The organism is Pseudomonas tremae, from assembly GCF_001401155.1.
GTDB lineage: Bacteria > Pseudomonadota > Gammaproteobacteria > Pseudomonadales > Pseudomonadaceae > Aquipseudomonas > Aquipseudomonas tremae.
In genome coordinates this window covers 61007-81417 of record NZ_LJRO01000117.1, presented here as the reverse complement: position 1 = coordinate 81417, position 20411 = coordinate 61007, and the positions used below count along the sequence as shown (strand labels likewise).

Sequence of the window (20411 nt, the reverse complement as noted above, 5' to 3'; positions counted from 1 at the left end):
AGAGTAGAACAATAGTCAGCAGATCAAAGAGGAAATACAGCATGAAAGCGCCCCGCGTGACGCTCGACCAGTGGCGCACGTTGCAAGCCGTAGTCGATCACGGTGGTTTTGCTCAGGCCGCCGAGGCATTGCACCGCTCGCAATCATCGGTGAGTTACACCGTGGCGCGCATGCAGGAACAACTCGGCGTGCCGTTGTTGCGCATCGACGGTCGCAAGGCTGTACTGACCGAAGCCGGGGGCGTCCTGCTCAGACGCTCGCGACAGCTGGTCAAACAGGCGAGCCAGCTGGAAGACCTCGCTCACCATATGGAACAGGGCTGGGAGGCAGAGGTACGTTTGGTCATCGATGCCGCCTACCCTTCGGCGCGCCTAGTCAGGGCGTTGACTGCATTCATGCCGCAGAGCCGCGGCTGCCGCGTGCGCCTGCGCGAAGAGGTGCTGTCGGGTGTCGAGGAAGTGCTGCTTGAAGGCGTGGCAGACCTGGCCATCAGCGGCTACAGCATCGCAGGCCATCTGGGTACGGAAATGAGTTCCGTCGAATTCGTCGCCGTCGCGCACCCGGGGCACGCCTTGCACCTGGCCAATCGCGAGCTGACCTTTCAGGATCTCGAAAGTCAGTTGCAGGTTGTCATTCGCGATTCCGGTCGGCAGCAACCCCGAGATTTCGGCTGGCTGGGAGCGGAGCAACGCTGGACGGTCGGCAGCCTCGGCACTGCGGCGACCTTTGTCAGCAATGGCCTGGGCTTCGCCTGGCTGCCGCGCCACATGATCGAACGCGAACTTCGCGAAGGACTGCTCAAGCCCCTGCCACTGGACAAGGGCGGTAACCGCAACCCGACGTTCTATCTGTACTCCAGCAAAGACAAGCCGCTTGGCCCGGCCACGCAGATATTGATCGACCTGATTCGTACCTTCGACACCGCCCCCCTGACGGCGCCTGGCGCGCCGCAACAGGCCTGACAGGAGTCGGCACATGGCGTTTTTTGAGCATGACGATTGTTCGCTGCACTATGAAGAGTATGGTCAGGGCGAACCTGTTCTGCTCCTGCACGGGCTGGGGTCCAGTGGCGAGGACCGGGAATTCCAGGTTCCGGCGCTGGCCAGGCACTACCGCGTCATCGTCATGGACATGCGCGGTCACGGGCGCTCGGACAAACCGCACGGGCGCTACAGCATCCAGGCCATGAGCAACGATGTCGAGGCGCTAATCGAGCATCTGCGTCTGCAGCCTGTGCACCTGGTCGGCCTGTCGATGGGCGGGATGATCGGGTTTCAACTGGCGGTAGATAAGCCGCACCTGCTCAAGAGTCTGAGCATCGTCAACAGTGCTCCGCAGGTGAAGATACGCAGCCTTGCCGACCTGTGCCAATGGGCCAGACGCTGGACGCTGTCTCGTCTGGTCAGCATGAAAACGCTCGGCAAGGCGCTGGGCAAGCTGCTGTTCCCCAGGCCCGAGCAGGCTGAACTGCGGCACAAGATGGCCGAGCGCTGGAGCAGAAATGACAAACGCGCCTACCTGGCCAGCTTTGATGCCATCGTCGGCTGGGGTGTGGAGGACCGGCTGCAACGCATTACCTGCCCGACGCTGATCGTCGCTGCCGGCCATGACTACACGCCGGTAGCGCTGAAGGAGGCCTACGCCAAACGGATCGCCTCTGCACGGCTGGTGGTCATCAACGACTCCCGACATGCCACGCCACTGGACCAGCCGGAACAGTTCAATAGCACGCTATTGGAATTCATCGGAAGCACCGGGGTCTGAAAATCGTGCGCAGTTTGTTGCGCAGGCTGCTCGCGTGAAGCATTGCAGACCGTCAAACGCCGCACTGGGCAAAAAAACCCAAACGTGGTTACCTTGCCGGCCACAGTCGATATCTCTTACTGAAGGACTCGTTGCCACATGCTGAAAAAAATCGCCCTCACCGCCTGCTCCGTACTGTTTGCTGCCAACCTGATGGCTGCTCAAGACAAAGCCACGCATGTGTTACTCGACACCAGCTTCGGCCAGATCGAAATCGAGCTTGCAGACACCAAGGCTCCCATCAGCACCAAGAACTTCCTGGGTTATGTGGACAGCGGCTTCTACAGCAACACCATTTTTCACCGTGTGATTCCGGGATTCATGGTTCAGGGCGGCGGGTTCACCGAGCAGCTGGTTCAGAAGCCCACCAAGGATCCGATCAAGAACGAAGCCCAGAACGGTCTGCATAACGTACGTGGCACTATCGCCATGGCCCGCACATCTGATGTGAACTCGGCCACCAGTCAATTCTTCATCAACACCAACGACAATGCGATGCTCGACAACGGCACCCGTGACTTCGGTTATGCGGTGTTCGGCAAGGTCGTCAAAGGTATGGACGTGGTCGACAACATCGTCAACGCCCGGACCGGCACCAAGCAAGGCATGCAAAACGTGCCTGTAGACCCGATCCTGATCAAGTCCGCCAAACGCGTCGACTGAGCAGGAAACCTGCACCGCATGGGGCCTTCGGGTTTCATGCGGTCCGGACGGGAGAGCCTCCACTTATCAAGGAGAGCCCACGTCGCGTGGGTCTGATAGCCAATGCTTTATCGTCGTTTCGAACAACTGATCGATATCTTCAAAGACGCGCCTACCCCTGCTCCGCCCAACACTGTCTTCGCGTTCTACCTCTACTATCTGCGTCAGGTCTGGCCGACGTTCACCGCGCTTCTGGTGGTAGGCCTCATCGGCGCGTTGATCGAGGTGTCGCTGTTCAGCTACCTGAGCCGCATCATCGATCTGGCACAAAACACGCCGCCCAAGGATTTTTTCAGTATTCACGGCTCCGAGCTGATCTGGATGATGGTCGTGGCCCTGCTGCTGCGCCCGATCTTCGTTGGCCTGCACGACCTGCTCGTTCACCAGACCATCAGTCCCGGCATGACCAACCTGATTCGCTGGCAGAACCACAGCTACGTGCTCAAACAGAGCGTCAACTTCTTCCAGAACGATTTCGCCGGACGTATCGCACAGCGCATCATGCAGACCGGCAACTCGCTGCGTGACTCAGCAGTGCAGTCGGTGGACGCGCTCTGGCACGTGCTGATCTACGCCATCAGCGCGATGGTGCTGTTCGCCGAGGCGGACTGGCGCCTGATGATCCCGCTGGGCACCTGGATTGTCGCGTTCATACTCGCACTGATGTATTTCGTGCCGAGGGTCAAGCAACGCTCGGTGGACTCGTCAGATGCGCGCTCCAGGCTCATGGGCCGGATCGTCGACGGCTATACCAACATCACCACCCTGAAACTGTTCGCCCATACCAACCACGAGCAGCAGTACGCCCGCGAAGCGATGCGCGATCACACCGAGAAAAGCCAACTGGCCGGCCGTGTAGTGACTTCGATGGACACGACCATAACCACGATGAACGGTATATTGATTGTCACCACCACCGGCCTGGCGCTGTGGCTGTGGACCCAGTCGCTGATCTCGGTTGGCGCAATTGCGCTGGCCACCGGGCTGGTGATCCGCATCGTCAACATGTCCGGATGGATCATGTGGGTGGTGAACGGCATCTTCGAAAACATCGGCACCGTGCAGGACGGGCTGCAGAGTATTTCGCAGCCAGTCACGGTCAACGACAAGCCTGGCGCCCTGCCGCTGAAGATAGACAAAGGCGGTGTCAAATTCGATGGCGTCGATTTTCATTACGGCAATGGCAACGGGATCATCCACAACCTTAACCTGGACATAAAACCGGGCGAGAAGATCGGCCTGATCGGGCCGTCAGGCGCAGGCAAATCGACGCTGGTGAACCTGCTGTTGCGCATGTATGACGTGCAAGGCGGCAGGATTCTGATCGATGGCCAGGACATTGCCGGGATTACTCAGGAAAGCCTGCGTGCGCAGATCGGCATGATCACTCAGGACACCTCGCTGCTGCACCGTTCGATTCGCGAAAACCTGTTGTACGGTAATCCTGATGCGACCGACGAACAGCTCTGGGAATCAATTCACAAGGCTCGCGCCGATGAGTTCATCCCCCTGCTGTCGGACTCGGAAGGCCGCACCGGCTTCGATGCCCATGTCGGTGAGCGCGGCGTGAAATTGTCTGGTGGTCAGCGCCAGCGCATAGCGATCACCCGCGTGCTGCTCAAGGACGCGCCAATCCTGATCATGGACGAAGCCACCTCGGCCCTAGACTCTGAGGTCGAAGCGGCTATTCAGGAAAGTCTGGAAACGTTGATGCAGGGCAAGACCGTTATCGCCATCGCCCACCGCCTGTCGACCATCGCGCGCATGGATCGTCTGGTGGTTCTGGAAAAAGGCCAGATCGCCGAGACCGGCACCCACGCCGAATTGCTGGCACGTGGCGGGCTGTATGCACGACTGTGGCAGCACCAGACCGGCGGGTTTGTGGGGATGGATTGAGCGGACTGCAACTGATTATCGTGCCAATGCGCGTTGGCATGCAGTTCGTGACGCTCTGCGTCACAAGTCTGTACCGCTCTGCACACTCAACAGGAGACGCAGAGCGTCCAGAAATGCATTCCCACGCAAAGCGTGAGGAACGAGATCTAACTCTGCTTCGCACGCGCGAGGAACGAGAGGCAGTGATTGATCCTCTACTGCTACTCCACCTGCCGATACGGCAATGCGCTACGTGCTTCCTCGGCGTAGGCCATTACGCCGACGCGCTCCTGCTCAAGAAACTCGCTGACGGCGTCTTTCAGTCCTGGATGCATCAGGTAGTGCCATGATCGGGTGATCTGCGGCTCGAAACCGCGGATCAGCTTGTGCTCGCCCTGGGCCCCTGCGTCGAATCGTTGCAGGCCGTGAGCAATCGCGTAATCCATGCCCTGATAGAAGCAGGTCTCGAAATGCAAGCGGTCAAACTCGGCCAGGCCCCCCCAGTAGCGCCCGTAGAAACTGTCGTCGCCGATCAGGCTGAAGGCCATCGCTACAGGGCGTGAGCCCTGCAAGGCAATCACCACACGGATCGACTCGGGCATGCGTTCAGCCAGCAGACTGAAAAATTCGCGGGTCAGGTAAGGCGCCTGCCCACGTACTTCGTAAGTGTTGGAATAGCACGCATAGACGAAGTCCCACAGCACCTCGCTCATCTGCGCCCCTTCGAGCCATTCAAACGCGATGCCCTGCCCTGCGACCTGTTCACGCTCCTTGCGCATCTGTTTGCGCTTGCGCGAACTCAATGCATCAAGAAAGTCCTGAAAATCCCGGTAGCCCCGGTTATGCCAGTGGAACTGACAACCGATCCGCTGCAGCCAGCCCGCCTGTGTTTCAAGCAGGGCATCGGCAGCCGGGTCGGTGAAGTTCACGTGAGCACTCGACAGCCCTTCGCTCTGCAGATAAGCCGGCAGCTCGCCGAGCAACTCCATGCCACCTTGCGGCGTGGCCGACAGAATACGCGAACCACCGACCGGGCTGAACGGCACGGCCACCAACAGCTTGGGGTAATACGCGATTCCGGCGCGTCGGCAAGCATCTGCCCAGGCGTGATCGAATACGTATTCCCCATACGAGTGCCACTTTCGATAGGCCGGCAAGGCAGCAACCAGTTGATCGTTTTCGTAATGCAGCACATGCTCGGGACGCCAGCCTGAACGCGGTCCAAGACTGCCGCTATCTTCCAGCGAGCTAAGAAACGCATGGCGCAGAAACGGCTGATTGCCTGGCACCAGCGCATCCCATTGGGCAGGTGCAACGGTGCCAAGGCTGTCGATAACGTGAACGGGCATGCAGGTTCCCCGGTGAGCGGACTTGGTAAAGAGTATCGCTTATTGAGACCTTGTGTTCATCGACGCCGAAATCTGCCTTGAAAGACTGATCGCCAGTTCGTTGATCGCCTGCTCGCGCTCACCAGATATTTGCGCGACCTGATCGAGGTATTCCTGATCGGACTGCCCGCTCTGCGCCTGCTCATCCAGGGCCGCCAGGCGCTGCAGGAACGGCATCTTTACCGGTTCGAAATAAGGCCCGTAGCGAACTTCCAGATAACTCATCCAGAATTCCCTGGCAATCATCGACTCGAAAAACGCCGGGGTGCGTTCGCGCTCGATGACTTCCTTGTACGCAGCCTGCAAATCAGCGTCGCTCACCCGCGCGATAGTAGCGAACAGCATGCTTCTGGGCTGACCGGGCAGCTCAAGCCGCGCTTGCAGGCCGATGCGGTAGGCAAGCCGCACTTCAGCCTCATCGACCGTCTCGCCATTCTGCCGGCGAAGAGCAATGTCGCGCAGCGCAATTTTTTCGACCTGATCCAGACGGTCCAGGCGCTGACTCATTTTGAAGAGTTCCAGTGGCTGCGCGGATTCCGGCGTGGATGACAGGATAGAAAACACTCGGACCCGCACTTCCATGTCGCCAAAGACCAGCGCAAGGCCATCTCCACAGGTCTGAGGGTGAGCGGCAATATCAAATAACTGCTGACGCAGCTCAGTGTTTGCAGAGGCCGCGTCTATCATCGCCCAGACTCGTTCGATGAGCTCTTCACGATTAGTTGAAAAATCAGCCGAATGGGTCAGATCGCTCAGCGTCTGGAAGAAATCCATAGAACCGGCGCACGCTCGCAGATCCTGCCAAAGCCTGATGCGGACATCTGCCTGTTCGCGGCTCAAACCGGCCAGCCAGGGTCTGCTGTCAGGCCCGACTTCCAAGGGCAGATGGTGCTGACTGACGCCCCATCGCGGTCGCAACCTGCCTTCGCGAAACAGCCTGATGCGTTCCAGGGTCGGCGCGTCCAGCGGGTTCCCGTTCAAATGCAGGTGCAAGCGCGAAGAGCCGAGAGAGCGGACGACATCCTCAAGCTCTGCGGAGGTTATTTCCGAGATACGGTTATCGCGAACATCCAGACGAATCAAGTCAGACCTGAGCCAGTTCCACGCGGGCAACGTTTCGATACCCGTCGCGCGCAAAAACAGCAGACGCAAAGAGTCGAGCGCCGCGAGAGGCGCTGCCGACCCAAGAAAGCAAAAGTTCAGGTCCAGGATCTCCAGACGGTTCAGGTTCTGCAACGTGACGTTGCAGGCCTCCGTCCAGATCAGCGGGTTGTGACTGAGTGACAGTTCGGCAAGTTGCGGCATTCTCCCTATCGAAGCCGGCAGGGAATACAGCTCATTGAAGTCGAGGCTCAGCGAATTCAGGTTGCTGAAGTTTTTCAGCAAGGCATCTGCTTGTGGGTCGGTAAGCTGCATATTGCGCGCCTTCAACACCACCACATGGGCAAAGTTTGCGGCGATATCAGGCAGCAGTCCCACGCTCAGATTATCCAGATCCAGCGCGTATCCTAAAAAGTCACCCTGATAGTTTCTGCAGTGAGCGCTCAACCTTCTCCAGCAATCGTGAATGCGCATCGCTGCGACTTCTCTGGGCCTGCGCTGCAAAGAAAACTGCGTTTCCGCGACCCAGGCGTCCAGCGTGGCCTGAAGGTTGCGCAACTCATCCGCGAGGCCTCGCAGCCTTTGCCGGACGAAGTTCGGCAATTGTCTGGCTGATCCAGTGTGTTCGGCCCTCAAGCGGTCCAGAAAGGCAGACACCTCAACCTCGGAAAAATCCGGGTACAGACTTCTCACCGCAAGCTCCGGCGAATGACTGGCCGCGCCGATACCCAAGCGGCGAAAGAAACCTCGCAGACGTCCGCTCATGGGGTAGCCGATACGACCGTCGGGCAGTCTCTGCGGCCATTTGATCCCCGGTTTGACCGGCTGCATTCGCAATATTTCAGCCACACGTTCACGCTGACCAAGGGCGATATTCCCCAGCAGACTGCGCAATGGGTGCTCATCAGCGTTGGCAGGCAGCTCGATGTCGGCGCGCACATCTTCAGGCAGCGCCTTTAACAGAGCAGTGAAAAACTCCTGATCGACTTCCGCCAGAGAGTCACCTGACGAATTGAAAGGCTGAAACCCTTCTTCCGTTTTGACCAAAAGCCGGTGTAGCACAGCCTGATCGCTGTCGAGCCTCGCGATTTCGGCACCTTCCAGCGAGTCTTCCAGCAGATCGATTGACATGTTTCCACGCCAGCCGAGTACATATTGCAGCACGCCAAGCGCAGCTGCATGGGTGTCTGGGTTAAGGGTCGAGGCCCGGTAAAACCCTTCGTTGGCCCTGTTTATACGCAGTTGCTGCTGGTACTCGCGGGCGTGTTCGGCAAGCGCCAGAGGAATGCGCTTTTCCGAAGTCATCCGCGCCTTGTCTGTGTCGCTCGCCATGCCGATGAGTTCGGCAACGACGCTGTCCGGCAAGCCGCTGAAATCGCGCTGTATCAGTTGAACCAGCGGGTCCTCGCTTCGGCTTTTGAGTGCCTGAATGTCATCAAGCAACTGCTCGACACGAGCGTGGGCGCAAGCGGCCAGATGACGCTTCAAGCCGCTGACCCGGACGACCTTGTCTGCGCTGTCACTGCCCGTCAGAGACGCGATCTCATCAAGCGTCAGGCTATCCGGCAGTTGGCCCAGAACCTCGCTGAGGCTGGTTGTCGGCCCCACTACATGGGACGAAAGCGTCATGTCCGCCCCTGCGTTCCACGCCTCCAGAAGGGTGCCTTGCACATCGATCAATAACAGCCCTCGAGCCTTGTTCCAGCCAGGCGACGAGACCAGCAGCTTCATCCATGGCCCGATAGAAGAAACAGAGATTTGCGACGGTCCATCTGTCTTGAGGCTTTCAATACAGGCCAGCAGCTCCCGCTCTGTTTCAACACGCTGAATGGCATCGATCAACAATGCCGGAGGCTGAAAGTGCTCGACGTGTATCTGGCGCAACACCGCTTCATTGATGCCAGTAATGCGCAGCACCTTCCGGATTTCGGTCTCGGTGAGCGCATGGCAGGTCGCGTTCAGACGCCTGAACGCCGTGACCTCATCCCAGCCCATGGGGTTCTCCCACTCATGACGCCAGGCGCCGGCACCGTTGTGCTTCAGCCTGGGCGAGTAGGAGCGCTCATTCTCCGGGTGCCTGATCCGCCAGTTGGCGCGTGATGCATCGGGTTCGACACGATACAGTTTGCCGTCCAGTGGCAACCACGTCCTGCCACCGTGCTCGTAAAGCCCCAGCGCATCGAGACTCAGCCCCTCAGGCAAGCGAACCGTGTCAGCGTAAGGTTCAACCGTCGGTTTTCCGAGACGAACAGAACCATCGACGTTTTTCTGCACCAGGCTTTCGATGAACATCGACGGCTCAAAGCCTTTTACCGCCCCTATGACACTTCCCAGCACCAGCATCTGGGCGACGTTTTCGCCAATGTCGTAAACATGCTGCATAGCCTCGTCCACTTCACCGTGCTTCCAGTCTTGGTAAGCAACGAAGGCTTCACTGGCAAGCTGATAGAGCGCGACCACAGACATGACTTCGCCCAATACCGGCACGAACAGCCCGGCCACATTGAGCATGTTCATGCCGCTGTGCTCGAGACTTTCAAGCAGTGCATCTCGAGCCTGCTGGTCCACCTGCGCCGAGGGCACTGCGATTGCCCGTGAATCGCCGTAAGTCTTGGCCAGCAAGTGGTCATGAAGCAATTCGAACGGCGGTTTCGAAAATGGCTGTGGCTGCAGCACCAGATCAGCGTTGACGTCCAGCGCAGGCTCCTGGCCTGGATAGAGCCGGGATTGCAGTCTGGCGAAAAATTCCGGACTGCGACTCAAACTGACAAAGCGGCTGAAATAGCGCTTGTAACTTTCGCTGTCGAGCGCTTTCACGAGGCTGGTATTGAAGGCCCTGAGTGACACATATTGTTTGATCGGATGCAGAGGCTCCGAGGGCATGTAGACAAGGCAAGGCCCATTGTCGGGATCGGGAATATCTTGCTGGACAAGCAGCGCGCCATGCAAAAGACAGCTCGAAAAAGCGTAGGTATCGAGCATGTGCAACTGACAATAGCGCAGCGCCTTGCCGTCCCATTGCGGCAGGTCATCGGCCCGCACGACACTCAGCAACAACTGATAGGCAGTATCGGTGATATCCCCCTTCATCCTGGCAATGTGCGCGAGCACCTCGAAGGCATCACGCTCGTTGTCGATGAAGGCAGCGGCAACCGCCGTCGCTGCCGCTGGGGAAGGCTTGAATACGCTGTCCAGGTGGGCCTGGTACTGAGTTCCCACATCCAGCTCATGGCAAAAATCAGCGAACTGTTCAAGGCTGATATCGACGCGGTCCTGATACTCGACCTTGTACCTGCGCTGGGCGCTATCGATCAGCCAGTAACGCAGGCCACCTGTACGCAGAATTGCCGAATGAGGATCGAAGCGGCTGCGGTTGCTGGGAGCGAAGTTCTGCAACGCTGCCTGCAACAGGGTCTGTTCGAGGGGCGCTGGTGCCCAGGCGCTGTCGTAGCGCCAAGTCATCAACTGAAAGGCTTCGACGTCCAGCGCTAGCTTGAAACGCTCGTGAAAGGCTTGCGACAGCACCGGGGCAGCAAACTGCTGTGCCGATAACAGACGATCGCGAATGGGCTCCAGCGCCTGACGGGAATGTCGGGTTTTCTGCTGACTGGCCTGAAGTGCCTGACGCAATGCTGGCGGGGCGTTCAGATACCAGGCCGGCAGCCTGCCGCGGATAAAGGCAGCATTGGGGTGGTCGGCTTCGAAGGGGGCAGCGTCCGACGGGGGAGCTGCTTGCGTTTCGGGTGGTGTGTTGGCAGTGAACATGGTCGATACTCGTGTTGGCTTGTTCAAAAGCCAACACGATAAAGACCCGCAGGGCTGCAGGTGACATAACGGGATATGACAGTAGCGCCTGTCGCACAAGCGCTACCTCGTCAATGCACTCAGCGTTTGCGCAGAATCACGCTGCCGATCGAATAGCCTGCGCCGAATGAGCTGAGCACTGCCAGCGCGCCTTTGGGCAGGTCGTCTTGATAGGTGTGAAAGGCGATGATCGAACCTGCCGAACTGGTGTTGCCGTAGGTGTCGAGAATAACCGGCGCTTCTTCGACAGTGGCGTCGCGGCCAAGCAGTTTTTTGACGATCAGATGGTTCATGCTCAGGTTGGCCTGATGCAGCCAGAAGCGCCTGACGTCACTGATGTTGATGCCGTTGTCATGCAGATGCGCGCTGACCAGTTCGGCCACCATCGGGCAGACCTCACGGAACACCTTGCGCCCTTCCTGCACGAACAGTTTGTCCGGTGCATTCTGGCCTTCGTCCGAGGTGCGGTTGAGGAAGCCGAAGTTGTTGCGGATGTTATTGGAAAACTTGGTCAGCAGACGCGTGCTGACGATGTCGAACTGATAAGGCGAAGTGGCCAGGTCTGCCCGCTCGACCACTACCGCAGTCGCGCCATCACCGAAAATGAAATGGCTGTCGCGATCACGGAAATTCAAATGTGCGGTGCAGATCTCCGGGCTGATCACCAGCAAGGCGCGGGCCTGACCCAACTGCACGCTGTTGCAGGCGGCCTGAATACCAAACGTTGCCGACGAACAGGCGACGTTCATGTCGAAACCGTAGCCCGCAACGCCAAGCGCTTCCTGGATTTCGATGGAGATCGCCGGGTAGGCCCGTTGCAGGTTCGAGCACGCGACGATCACACCATCGATGTCTGCCGCAGTCCTGCCCGCGCGCTGCAAGGCCTGTTCGGCGGCTGCAACGCCCATCTGGCAGAGGATCGACCTTTCGTCGTTGCCGCGCTCCGGCAGGTTGGGCTTCATGCGCTGCGGGTCGAGAATGCCCTGTTTGTCCATCACGAAGCGGCTTTTGATGCCCGAGGCCTTTTCGATGAATGCGGCGCTGGACTCGCTGAGCGCTTCTACTTCGCCACGCTCGATGGCAGCAGCGTTGTCGCTGTTGAACTGTGCAACATAGGCATTGAAAGACTGCACCAGCTCTTCGTTGGAAATGCTGTTGGCCGGGGTAAACAGGCCTGTGCCGCTGATGACGACGTTGTGCACGGTCGTTCCTCTTTTATTGGGTTGCAGGTAATGACCTGCTCAGGCACGGCATCTGAAGCCCGCGCTTTATCGGGACAACGTGCCAGTGCAGATGTAAAAGCTGCCTGCAACAACGAGCAGCATTTCATGACACTGTGAAGACAGGCGCGGAGTGTGCCATAGAGCCCGGTTTTGGCGCTATCGGCCAATGAATATCGGCTCGATAGACACATTTCAATAAGCGCCTGCAGAGCTTGGAATCAGCCCTCCACCTGACTCCACTGCTTGCTCAACCGTTTGTCCGACACCGGCATTTTAGTGCCCAGTTGTTGAGCGAACAGCGAGACGCGATATTCCTCCATCCACCAGCGATACAGCGCCAGCTCCGGATCACGCTTGCCTTCCTGGGCATGTTTGTCGGCACGCGCCTGATACTGCGCCCAGAGCCCCGCCAGTTCGATGCTCCACACACGATCCTTCTGCACCTGACCGGGCAGTTTCTCCAGACGCATTTCGATGGCTTTCAGGTAGCGCGGCAGCTCCTTGAGCCAGACCGCCGGGGTTTCCCGCACGAATCCGGGGTACACCAACTTGCCCAGTTGCGCCTTGATATCGTTGAGCGCAACCGCCTGAGACAGGTCGATCTTGCCCTTGAAGCGTTTTTGCAGACCGTGCCACAGCTTGAGGATTTCCAGGGTCAGCTTTGCCAACCGCTCGGCGTGTTCGGTCCAGTCGGCGCGCTTGCGCTCCGCCAGCGACAGCAAGCCGGCCCCATCACGCGGCAACTCGGCTTCGCCTTCCAGTACGCAGCTGTCGAGACTGGCCAGCAGGATGTCCTCGATCAGCGCATCGATGCGCCCCAGCTCGCGGTGCAGCAACGCCAGCTCGGTCTGCCCCGGCAATTTATTGCGCAGGAACTTGGCAGGCTCGGCCAGCTGTTGCAGCAGCAAACGCTGCAAGGCGCGTCGATGCTGGTATTCGGCTTCGGCCTGAGTGGAGAACCTGCCTTCCTTGACCGCGCCGCCCTCTTCGACCAGCGCCGGATACACCGTCATCGAAAGCCCGGCGATGTTCTGCTGCGTCTTCTGCGCCACCGCCGCGAACGCCTTGGCCTGTACCGGCTGCTGGCTTGCGGCGGTTTGCGGCACGGCCAGCGCTGCCTGGCTCGCCTCGGCGAAGCGTGCCGTCAGTTCTGCAAGATCGCGCCCCTCGCCGAGAAACTTGCCGCTGCCATCGACAATTTCCAGGTTCATCTTCAAGTGACCTTCAAGCTGCTGCGCAGCTTCAGCCCAGGCTTCGTCACTGACCCGCACGCCGGTCATGCGCAACAGCTCACGCCCTAGCGCATGAGGGAGGGAACCCTCACCAAAGGTAATGCGCTGCAGGGCCGCCTTGATGAAGTCCGGGACCGGTACGAAATTCTTGCGCACCGCCTTGGGCAGGTTGCGCACCAGCGCTATGCACTTGGTCTCCAGCAACCCCGGCACCAGCCACTCCAGACGCTCGGCAGGCAGCGACAACAGCAACGGTGCGGGGACACGCAGGGTTACCCCATCGCGCGGGTGATTGGGTTCGAAGTGGTAACTCAACGACAGGCTCAGATCGCCCAGGCGCAGGGTGTCCGGGTACTGCGCCGCAGTGACTTCGCTGGCCTCGCGGGCCAGCACGTCTTCTTCGCGCATGATCAGCAACTGCGGGTTCTTCTGGCTCTCGGTCTTGTACCAGCTGTCGAAGGTCGCCGTCTGGTGAATCTCGGCCGGAATACGCGCCTCGTAAAAGCCGTACAGGGTGTCTTCGTCAGCCAGAATATCGCGACGGCGGGCTTTGGCCTCCAGTTCATCGAGTTGTTCCAGCAAGCGGGTATTGGCACTCAGGCACTTGGCCCGGGACAGAATATCGCCACGCACCAGACCTTCGCGAATAAACAACTCACGCGATACCACCGGGTCGATGGGGCCGTAATGCACCGGACGACGACCGACCACAATCAGACCAAACAGGGTGATTTGCTCGAACGCGACGACTTGCCCGCGCTTCTTCTCCCAGTGCGGCTCGAAATGGTTCTTTTTGATCAGATGCCCGGCCAGCGGCTCGATCCAGTCCGAATCGATCTTGGCGACCATGCGCGCATACAGCTTGGTGGTTTCGACCAGCTCGGCGGTCATCAGCCATTGCGGGCGCTTTTTGCCCAGCCCTGAGGACGGGTGAATCCAGAAGCGTCGCTGGCGGGCGCCGAGGTAGTCGCCCTCGTCGGCCTTTTGCCCGACCTGGCTCAGCAGGCCAGACAGAATGGCCTTGTGGAATTTCGGGTAATCGGCCGGTTCCTTGTTGACCGTCAGTTGCAGGTCACGACAGATCAGGCTCAGTTGCCGATGCGAATCACGCCATTCGCGCAGGCGCAGATAATTGAGAAAGTTACGCCGACACCAATTGCGCAACGGACTGGCCGTCAGGGTCTGGCGCTGTTCTTCGAAACCGCGCCACAGATTCACCAGCCCGGCGAAGTCGGAGTCGGCATCCTTCCACTGAGCATGCGCCTGATCTGCCGCCTGCTGACGCTCGGGTGGGCGCTCGCGCACGTCCTGCACGGACATGGCGCTGGCAACGATCAGCACTTCTTGCAGGCTGCCCTGCCTGGCGGCTTCCAGCAGCATGCGGCCCATGCGCGGGTCCACCGGCAAACGCGCCAGCTGGCGACCCAAGGGCGTGAGCTGATTCTCGCGGTTGACCGCAGACAGCTCCTGCAACAGATTGAAACCGTCACTGATCGCCTTGCCATCCGGCGGCTCGATGAACGGGAAGTCGGTAATCTCGCCAAGGCGCAGGTGCAGCATCTGCAGAATGACTGCCGCCAGATTGGTGCGCAGGATCTCGGGGTCGGTGAATTCGGGGCGGCCGTTGAAATCCTCTTCGCTGTAAAGACGCACGCACAGACCGGGTTCGACCCGCCCACAACGGCCCTTGCGCTGGTTGGCACTGGCCTGGGAAACGGCCTCGATCGGCAGTCGCTGGACCTTGGCGCGATAGCTGTAACGGCTGATCCGCGCGGTGCCGGTATCGATCACGTAACGAATGCCCGGCACCGTCAACGAGGTTTCTGCGACGTTGGTGGCCAGCACCACACGACGGCCGGGATGCGACTGGAAGATACGCTGCTGTTCGGCGGGCGACAGGCGTGCGTACAGCGGCAGAATCTCGGTATGCCTGAGCTGAGCCTTGCGCAGCATCTCGGCCGCATCGCGAATCTCCCGCTCGCCGGGCAAAAACACCAGCACGTCGCCAGGGCTCTTGCGCTCTCTGCGTTCGAAGGCAGCAAGCTCATCCAGCGTGGCCAGGATGGCCTGATCGACGGTGAGGTCTTCTTCGACGCTGTTGCCCTCCTCGTCCTGCTCGCTGGTCAGCGGGCGGTACCAGACATCCACCGGGAATGTGCGACCGGACACTTCGATCACGGGCGCATCGTTGAAGTGCTCGGAAAAACGCTGCAGGTCGATGGTTGCTGAGGTAATGATGACCTTGAGGTCCGGGCGACGTGGCAACAGGGTTTTCAGGTAACCGAGCAGAAAGTCGATGTTCAGACTGCGCTCGTGGGCCTCGTCGACGATGATCGTGTCGTAGCGCTCGAGGAAGCGGTCATGCTGGGTTTCGGCCAGCAGAATGCCGTCGGTCATCAGTTTGATCAGTGTGTTGCTGTCGCTCTGATCCTCGAAACGCACCTGGTAACCGACCAGCGCCCCCAGTGGCGTGCCGATTTCTTCGGCAACCCGGCTGGCTACGCTGCGCGCTGCAATCCGGCGCGGCTGTGTATGCCCGATCAGGCCATGCTGACCACGACCGATTTCCAGGCAGATCTTCGGCAACTGAGTGGTCTTGCCCGAGCCGGTTTCACCCGCAATGATCAGCACCTGATGCTTGAGCAACGCCTCTTTGATTTCGTCACGCTTGGCGGCAATCGGCAGGTTGTCGTCATAACGAATCGCCGGCACGCTCTCCCGCCGCGCCGTGGCCTGCGCGCACGACGCCTGAACCCGGGCAACCCATTGCGCGAGCTTCGCCTCGTCAGGCTTCTTGCGCAGCTCGTGCAACTGACGACGCAGGCGATGGCGTTCGCTGATCATCGCTTGGTCGAGGTTTTTCAGGAGTTGGTCGATAGAGGGCGATTCGTCGGTCATCAGGCGCGCAGGGTCTTTTTTCAAATGGCAGATGCGGATTGTCGCAGATTGCGGTGGGTCGTGACGAGACGCGGAGCATCGGCACAAGAATCGGTGGGGCTTGTGCATTGATGATCGCTCCCACGCTCAGCGTGGTAACGCCTTGGGTGACGCTCCGCATCGAGGCACACTCAAGATCGGACGCGGAGCGTCCGGAAATGCATGCCCACGCTGGAGCATGGGCACGATAATCAGTTGGATGACGTGATGAATAAAGCGCGTGACGGCGAAAGCGGTTTCAGACCCACGACCTTACTTCTTCACACCCAGCTTTTTCAGTTCTTCATCACGCAACTCGCGACGCAGGATCTTGCCGACATTGGTGGTGGGCAGGATGTCGCGGAATTCGACACTGCGTGGCACTTTATAGCCGGTCAGGTTGGCGCGCATGTGCTCCATGACCTTGTCCTTGGTCAGCGTGACGCCCGGTTTGGCGACGACAAAGACCTTGATGCTTTCACCCGACTTCTCGTCCGGCACGCCAATGGCCGCGCACTGCAGCACGCCGGGAAGTGTGGCGAGTACGTCTTCCAGTTCGTTGGGGTACACGTTGAAGCCGGAGATCAGGATCATGTCCTTCTTGCGGTCGACAATCCGGATATAGCCATCAGGCTGAATGATCGCGATGTCGCCGGTCTTGAGCCAGCCATCGCTGCCGATCATTTCATCGGTAGCATCCTGACGCTGCCAGTAGCCTTTCATGACCTGCGGGCCTTTGATGCACAGTTCGCCCGTCTCGCCAAACGCCAGCTCGTTGCCGACATCATCGATGACCTTGCACAGCGTCGACGGCACAGGAATGCCGATAGTGCCCATCTGGATGTATTGAGAAGGATTGACCGTCGCCACAGGGCTGGTCTCGGTCATGCCATAGCCTTCACAGATGGGGCAGTCGGTAACCTGCTTCCAGCGCTCGGCGGCAGCCTGCTGCAAGGCCATGCCACCCGACAAAGTGACTTTCAGTGCCGAGAAATCGAGGTTGCGAAAATTCTCGTTATTGCACAACGCCACAAACAGGGTGTTGAGGCCGACAAAACCGCTGAACTTCCATTTCGACAACTCCTTGACCATCGCCGGCAGATCGCGCGGGTTGCTGATCAGGATGTTGTGATTGCCCAGCAGCATCATCGCCATGCAGTGAAAGGTGAACGCGTAGATGTGATACAGCGGCAGCGGCGTGATGAGGATTTCACAGCCCTCATCCAGGTTGGAAGCCATCAATGCCCGACATTGCAGCATGTTGGCGATGAGGTTGCGGTGGGTCAGCATGGCGCCCTTTGCTATACCGGTGGTGCCGCCGGTGTATTGCAGCACGGCAACATCGCTGCTGCCTGGCGCTACTTCGGTAACCGGCTGACCTCGGCCTTTGCCGAGCACTTCGTTGAACCTGATGGCGTGCGGCAGGTGATAGGCCGGGACCATTTTCTTCACATATTTGATAACGCTGTTGATCACCAGCCTTTTGAGCGGCGACAACATATCGGCCACTTCAGTGACGATGACCTGCTGTATATGAGTCTTGGGCACGACCTTTTCGGCCAGATGCGCCATGTTTGCCAGGCACACCAGCGCCTTGGCCCCGGAATCATTGAACTGGTGTTCCATTTCCCGCGCGGTGTACAGCGGGTTGGTATTGACCACGATCAGGCCGGCGCGAATGGCACCGAAGACGGCGATCGGGTATTGCAGCACGTTGGGCAACTGCACGGCGATACGGTCGCCCGGCTGCAGATCGGTGTGCTGCTGGATCCAGGCGGCAAACGCACCGGACAGCTCGTACAGCTCGCCGTACGTGATCGTCTTGCCCAGATTGCTGAATGCCGGTTTGTCAGCGAAACGCTGGCAGGACTGTTTCAGAACCGCCTGGACGTTGGGGTACTCGTCGGGGTTGATATCGGCAGGAATGCCGGACGGGTACTTATCCTTCCAGAAGTTTTCAATCATTCAGCCAGCTCCGTAGCGATCGCGAATTCTACACACCGCTTCGAGCGATGATTTTCTTGTGTCTGGGCTAATCCAGTAGACGCTTTTGCGCTTTATGACTGATCAAAAAGCGCGCCGAGAGTAGCAGCTTTGTAAAAGGCCGCCTAGATGCAATAAAGGGCCTGACAGTCACTAAAAAGACCAGAAAATAAAATCCAGTCACTTTAGAGGCGTTTAGCCTGCGATGACTGATTGAGTGGAAACCCCCGGAGCAGAGGGTTTAGCGCCTTGCTCATGCCATTTGCGAGGCGCTGCCCCGTGCCTGTCGACACTCTGACGTCGCGTCGGAGGGTATAAACACCTTCAGAATAAGGACGATTCCTACGATCAAGCGAGATCTCTGAGCGCCCTTCGCAGTATCTTGCCTACCGGCGTCATGGGCAAAGAGTCACGCATGACGATTTGCCTGGGGACCTTGTACGCCGTGAAGTTCTCTTTGCAGAAGGTCTTGAGTTCTTCGACACTCACTCCCCCGTCCAGCGGCACTACAAACAGCTTCACCGCCTCTCCGGAGCGCTCGTCCGGCACACCGATGCACGCACAACTGGCGACTTTCGGGTGAGTCATGACCACGTCTTCGATTTCGTTGGGATAGACGTTGAAACCCGACACGATGATCATGTCCTTCTTGCGATCGACGATGCTGACAAACCCGTCGGCTGCGATAACTGCAATGTCACCGGTCTTGAACCAGCCATCGGCGTCCAGGCATTCGGCAGTGGCGTCCGGTCGGTTCCAGTAGCCTTTCATCACCTGCGGCCCCTTGATGCACAACTCGCCGCGTTCGCCGAATGGCAGCTCGGCGCCCTCATCGTCAATGATCTTCATGGCGGTGCCCGGCACCGGAATACCGACCGTGCCCAGGCGCGCGAGTGAGCCATACGGGTTGGCGCTGGCGACCGGAGACGTCTCGGTCAGGCCGTAACCCTCGACAATCGTGCAGCCGGTAATCTGTGCCCAGCGCTCGGCAGTCGTTTTGACCAGTGCCGTGCCACCGGAATTGGTGCTTTTCAGCGTCGAGAAATCCAGCTTGCTGAATGCCGGGTGGTTCATGAGCGCCACGAACAGGGTATTGAGGCCCACCATCGCGGTGAATTTCCACTTCCCCAGTTCTTTGATGAAGGCGCTGATATCACGAGGGTTGGTGATCAGGATGTTGTGGTTGCCGCTGAGCGTCATGCACATGCAGTGCGCTGTAAATGCGTAGATGTGATACAGCGGCAACGGCGCGATCATCACTTCGCAGCCCTCTTCAAACGCCGGACCGCCCTCGGGAAGTTGCTGGCGCATGCAGGCATACACCTGCTGCATGTTGGCGACCAGATTGCCGTGGGTGAGCATCGCGCCCTTGGCCAGCCCCGTAGTGCCACCGGTGTATTGCAGCACGGCAACATCGTCCAGCCCCTGCGGGACGACATTGATCGCGCTATTGCGTCCGAGGCGCAAGGCGCGTTTGAAGCCGACCGCCTGGGGCAACTGATAGTCGGGCACGAGCTTCTTGACCTTGTCGACGATGGTGTTGACCAGCCACCCTTTGGCCGCCGACTGCATGTCACCCATTTTGACTTCGATCAGGTATTCGATAGCCGTGTCAGGAAGCACTTCCTGCACCAGCTTGCCGAACAGGTTGAGGTACACCAGCGCCCTGGCGCCCGAGTCCTGGAACTGATGGCGCATCTCGCGCGCGGTGTACAGGGGGTTGGTGTTGACCACTATCAGGCCGGCACGCATGGCCCCGAAGACTGCGATAGGGTATTGCAGAAGGTTGGGCATCTGCACCGCAATGCGGTCGCCAGGCAGCAACTGCGTATGCTGTTGAAGATACCCGGCAAATGCTGCGGAATGCCGATCCAGCTCAGCGTACGTCAGGGTTACGCCCATGTTGCTGAACGCGGGGCGATCCGCAAACTTGCGGCAGCTGCGCTCAAAAACATCGATGACCGATTGATAGGCTCGAAGATCCACATCGGCATAGACGCCAGCGGGCCGTTTGTCGGTCCAGAAATCAGCATTCATTATTTTTATCCTCTTCCCTGCATAGGCCTGGCCCGACGTTAGCAGTTAAAACGCATCAGGCAAATCGCCATCCGCGTGGTATCAGCAGCATGAATCTCGTCGCTGTTCAGGCTGCGATCAGCCGCTCGCTATACACTGGCGGGCGGACGCCCGGCAGTCACCATCGCCCCGTAACACTTCAACGCTTCGAGCGCCCTGTTTATCAGCCCGTGGCTTATTATTCACGGCGGATGTGATCCGATGAGTGTCGGCAAACGTCTGACTGATCTTGCCGGTGTATTGGCAGTAGTGAGTCATCAAGTGTTACAAAACACGGTCTATCAAAGACGCGACCCAAGGGCGCGGCT

10 protein-coding genes are annotated in these 20411 nt (G+C 59.0%); 4 read left to right on the top strand and 6 right to left on the bottom strand.

Annotated features, from left to right (window positions below; translation table 11 throughout):
- Window positions 1-41 precede the first annotated feature (41 nt).
- From ALO43_RS08930 to ALO43_RS08915, 4 genes are all read left to right on the top strand, one after another.
- Entirely contained in the window at window positions 42-962 is a 921-nt protein-coding gene (locus ALO43_RS08930; protein WP_005889477.1) for a LysR family transcriptional regulator, read from the top strand.
- 13 nt (window positions 963-975) lie between these two features.
- The gene (locus tag ALO43_RS08925) at window positions 976-1764 is read left to right on the top strand and encodes an alpha/beta fold hydrolase (RefSeq protein WP_054997396.1); all 789 of its coding nucleotides are present in this window, start codon (window positions 976-978) and stop codon (window positions 1762-1764) included.
- Window positions 1765-1902: 138 nt separating this feature from the next.
- Window positions 1903-2466 carry a peptidylprolyl isomerase gene (locus tag ALO43_RS08920; RefSeq protein ID WP_053479425.1) on the top strand — a complete coding sequence of 188 codons (564 nt, stop codon included), beginning with the start codon at window positions 1903-1905 and terminating at the stop codon, window positions 2464-2466.
- A gap of 102 nt (window positions 2467-2568) precedes the next feature.
- Window positions 2569-4401 carry an ABC transporter ATP-binding protein gene (locus tag ALO43_RS08915; protein WP_024669277.1) on the top strand — a complete coding sequence of 611 codons (1833 nt, stop codon included), beginning with the start codon at window positions 2569-2571 and terminating at the stop codon, window positions 4399-4401.
- 200 nt (window positions 4402-4601) lie between these two features.
- On the opposite strand, the gene ALO43_RS08910 is transcribed toward ALO43_RS08915, so the two are convergent.
- The 6 genes from ALO43_RS08910 to fadD2 all read right to left on the bottom strand — a co-directional run bounded on the left by ALO43_RS08910 (window position 4602) and on the right by fadD2 (window position 20064).
- Window positions 4602-5729, bottom strand: coding sequence for a GNAT family N-acetyltransferase (locus tag ALO43_RS08910; protein WP_005889473.1), 1128 nt, complete (start codon window positions 5727-5729; stop codon window positions 4602-4604).
- 39 nt (window positions 5730-5768) lie between these two features.
- Window positions 5769-10634, bottom strand: a complete 4866-nt coding sequence (locus ALO43_RS08905; RefSeq protein ID WP_054997395.1) for an NEL-type E3 ubiquitin ligase domain-containing protein — start codon at window positions 10632-10634, stop codon at window positions 5769-5771.
- A gap of 119 nt (window positions 10635-10753) precedes the next feature.
- Window positions 10754-11875 (bottom strand): beta-ketoacyl-ACP synthase III, encoded by a 1122-nt coding sequence (locus tag ALO43_RS08900; RefSeq protein WP_005889469.1) that lies wholly within the window; start codon window positions 11873-11875, stop codon window positions 10754-10756.
- 239 nt (window positions 11876-12114) lie between these two features.
- The gene (gene hrpA / locus ALO43_RS08895) at window positions 12115-16026 is read right to left on the bottom strand and encodes an ATP-dependent RNA helicase HrpA (protein WP_024669275.1); all 3912 of its coding nucleotides are present in this window, start codon (window positions 16024-16026) and stop codon (window positions 12115-12117) included.
- Window positions 16027-16317: 291 nt separating this feature from the next.
- Window positions 16318-18009 carry a long-chain-fatty-acid--CoA ligase FadD1 gene (fadD1, locus tag ALO43_RS08890; protein ID WP_054997394.1) on the bottom strand — a complete coding sequence of 564 codons (1692 nt, stop codon included), beginning with the start codon at window positions 18007-18009 and terminating at the stop codon, window positions 16318-16320.
- A 366-nt stretch (window positions 18010-18375) separates the two neighbouring features.
- On the bottom strand, window positions 18376-20064 hold the full coding sequence (gene fadD2, locus ALO43_RS08885; protein WP_054997393.1) for a long-chain-fatty-acid--CoA ligase FadD2: 1689 nt from the start codon (window positions 20062-20064) through the stop codon (window positions 18376-18378).
- Between the last annotated feature and the right edge of the window lie 347 nt (window positions 20065-20411).

What these genes read in the sequence shown, in the direction of transcription:
- ALO43_RS08930 (WP_005889477.1), top strand. Translation starts at nt 42, where the DNA reads ATGAAAGCGCCCCGCGTGACGCTCGACCAGTGGCGCACGTTGCAAGCC.
- ALO43_RS08925 (WP_054997396.1), top strand. Translation starts at nt 976, where the DNA reads ATGGCGTTTTTTGAGCATGACGATTGTTCGCTGCACTATGAAGAGTAT.
- ALO43_RS08920 (WP_053479425.1), top strand. Translation starts at nt 1,903, where the DNA reads ATGCTGAAAAAAATCGCCCTCACCGCCTGCTCCGTACTGTTTGCTGCC.
- ALO43_RS08915 (WP_024669277.1), top strand. Translation starts at nt 2,569, where the DNA reads ATGCTTTATCGTCGTTTCGAACAACTGATCGATATCTTCAAAGACGCG.
- ALO43_RS08910 (WP_005889473.1), bottom strand. Translation starts at nt 5,729, where the DNA reads ATGCCCGTTCACGTTATCGACAGCCTTGGCACCGTTGCACCTGCCCAA.
- ALO43_RS08905 (WP_054997395.1), bottom strand. Translation starts at nt 10,634, where the DNA reads ATGTTCACTGCCAACACACCACCCGAAACGCAAGCAGCTCCCCCGTCG.
- hrpA (WP_024669275.1), bottom strand. Translation starts at nt 16,026, where the DNA reads ATGACCGACGAATCGCCCTCTATCGACCAACTCCTGAAAAACCTCGAC.
- fadD1 (WP_054997394.1), bottom strand. Translation starts at nt 18,009, where the DNA reads ATGATTGAAAACTTCTGGAAGGATAAGTACCCGTCCGGCATTCCTGCC.
- fadD2 (WP_054997393.1), bottom strand. Translation starts at nt 20,064, where the DNA reads ATGAATGCTGATTTCTGGACCGACAAACGGCCCGCTGGCGTCTATGCC.